Origin of the sequence: Natronomonas salinimetallica, assembly GCF_013839515.1 — an archaeon.
In the GTDB taxonomy this organism is placed as follows: domain Archaea; phylum Halobacteriota; class Halobacteria; order Halobacteriales; family Haloarculaceae; genus Natronomonas.
On sequence record NZ_JACDNQ010000027.1, the window covers coordinates 2,628 to 5,264 of the forward strand.

Here is a 2,637-nt window from a genome sequence, read left to right on the forward strand (position 1 = left end):
TTGCGGCGAAGCGTCACCTGGCCGGTCCAGACGGCCCCGTCGGCGGCCGCCCGTCGCAGCGTTTCGTCGTAGGCCTCGGCGTCTTCGCCCGAACTGAGGACGTTCGCCGCGGGGCGGCCGACGACCTCGCTCTGTGTATATCCGGTCAGCTCCTCGAAGGCGGGGTTGACGTACTCGATCTCCCGCCCGTAGGAGGCGAAACAGATCGGCTGTCCGGCGGCGGTAACCGCCCGGCGGAACGTACTCGCCGTCCGCCCGTCGTCGGCGTCGTCGGAGGCCCAGAGAACGGCGACGAATCCCGATAGCGGGTCACTTCCTCGACGCGAGACGAGCGCTGCGGTCCGGATCCGCTCGCCGTCGGCGCGCCGGAACCAACACGTCTCGACGGTGAAGCCATCGCGCCCGGCGGAGGCGAGGATCTCCTTCGGTCTCGCCCGCTCGCGTGCGTCGTCGGTGAACAGCCGGCCGAAGGGCGTCCCGACGACCGTGTTTCGCTCGTATCCGACCAGCCCCGAAACGTCCCCGCCACCGCCGACGATCCGGCCGTCAGCGTCGAGTTCTAGGCCCACGGTCCCGGCGGTGTCGTCGAACGAGAGCCCGTCGCCACCGGCCGCCGTTCGGTCCGACCCGGCGACGGCAGCGGCGATGTCGGCGTCGTCGGCCGGCTCGAGGAACCGCTCGAGCGCACCGAGGCGCTCCCACCCGCCGATAGCCAGTACGATCCGGGGGTCGATGCCGTCCTCGACGAGCAGCCGTCTGGCGAAGTACCGCCGGAGGTCGCCGCTCGAGACGTCGGCGAGACGGGACTCGCCGGTCACCTCCGCCGCCCGGGAGGCGATATCCGACACGAGCATCTGGACTCGCCGCGGCGTGACGTCGATCAGCCGGCCGTCGGGGCCGATATCCGCCGTCGCGGCGTACTCGTCTATGCTCCCGGCCAGGTCGGCGGGCACGTACGTCCGCCTGGAGGGGGATCCGTCGCTATCGCGGACGGACAGAAAGTGATACACCACGCCGTCGAACCGACGGCGGTCGACGTCCCCGGGCCGTATCCGCGTCTGTTCGGCCGGCCGGACCCCTGCTTCCCCGATGAGTCGGACGACGAGGCGGCCGCGAGTGGTCTCCGCAGCCTCCCGGAGGTGTTCGTACTCCCGACGGTCGAGCGGATCGTCCATTTCGTATTTCGCTACACATCCGAAGACTTAGTTCTTTGGCCCTGTCCCACCTCGATCGCCGAGTGGACCGGACCGTCCGTCGAAACCGAACGCCGACCGATCCCGAGACGAACCGGACTACTGGGCCTCGACCGGCCTGATTTCGGTTCATTCAATAAAACCGAAATCAGTGGTCGGATTCGAGATACGAACGGGAGTCACCGGAGAGCCTCGCGCGGAGTTCGCCGACGATCTCTGGGTTTCTGAGCGCACTGATGTCACCCAGCTCCTCGCCGGTCGCGATCCCCTCCAGCAGCCGTCGCATGATCTTCCCCGAACGGGTCTTGGGGAGCTCCGGCGTGAAGACGACGTGATCCGGGACCGCCACGTCGCCGATGTCGCGCTCGATCGCTTCGAGGACGGCGTTTCGAAGGCCCGCATCGCCCGTATATCCCTGCTCGGTGGAGGCGTAGGCGATGAGGTTCCCGCCGGCGCTCGTGACGGCGGCCTCGGCGATCCCCTCGACGCCGACGACCGCTGACTCGATCTCCATCGTCCCGATCGTGGCGTCCCCGATCGGGATTACGTCGTCGACGCGGCCGAGGATCGTGACGTAGCCGTCCTCGCCGATCTTCGCGCCGTCGCCCGGGACGTATACCCACTCGTCGGCGTCCGGATCCGAGTACGCCTCCCAGTATTCGGGGACGAACCGCTCGTCGTCGTCCGCGAGCCCGCGGAGCATGCCGGGCCAGGGCCGATCGACGGTCAGAAAGCCGGCCTCGCCGGGGGCGACCTCCTCGCCTTTCCCGTCGACGATCCGGGCGTCGATGCCGGGCAGCGGCGGACCGGCCGACCCCGGTTTCATCGTCCCGACGCCGGGCAGCGTCGTGATCATCATCCCGCCGGTCTCGGCCTGCCACCACGTATCGACGATCGGACACTCCCCGCCGCCGACGTGTTTGTAGTACCACTTCCAGGCCTTGGGGTTGATGGCCTCCCCGACCGTCCCGAGCAGCCGCAGCGAGGAGAGGTCGTGCTCTTCGAGGTGGTCCGAGCCCCATTTCATGAACGCACGGATCGCCGTCGGCGCGGTGTAAAAGACGTTCACGTCGTAGCGCTCGATGAGCTCCCAGATACGGGTCTTTTCGGGGTAGTCGGGCGTCTCCTCGTAGATGACCGTGGTCGTACCGAGTGCGAGCGGCCCGTAGACGATGTAGGAGTGGCCCGTGATCCAGCCGATGTCCGCAGAACACCAGTAGGTATCGTCGGGTTTGACGTCCAAGACGGCGTGGGAGGTCCAGGCAACGTGGGAGAGATAGCCGCCGGTCGTGTGTCTGACTGCCTTCGGCTCGCCCGTCGTCCCCGACGTGTACATGACGAAGAGGTCGTCCTCGGCGTCGCGGGCGACCGGCTCGACCGTTCGACCTCGGTTTCGCTCGATGAGGCCGTCGTAGTCGTGTTGGTTCTCGCCGAGCGAGTGCGG

At 68.0% G+C, this 2,637-nt stretch carries 2 protein-coding genes; both read right to left on the minus strand.

Translation table 11 applies throughout. The features are described 5' to 3' along the window. A partial coding sequence (locus HZR14_RS14285; protein WP_220132590.1) for a PAS domain S-box protein occupies positions 1-1,175 on the minus strand: 1,175 nt, incomplete at its 3' end. Between the two features lie 166 nt (positions 1,176-1,341). Continuing rightward, a partial coding sequence (locus HZR14_RS14125; protein ID WP_181693520.1) for an AMP-binding protein occupies positions 1,342-2,637 on the minus strand: 1,296 nt, incomplete at its 5' end.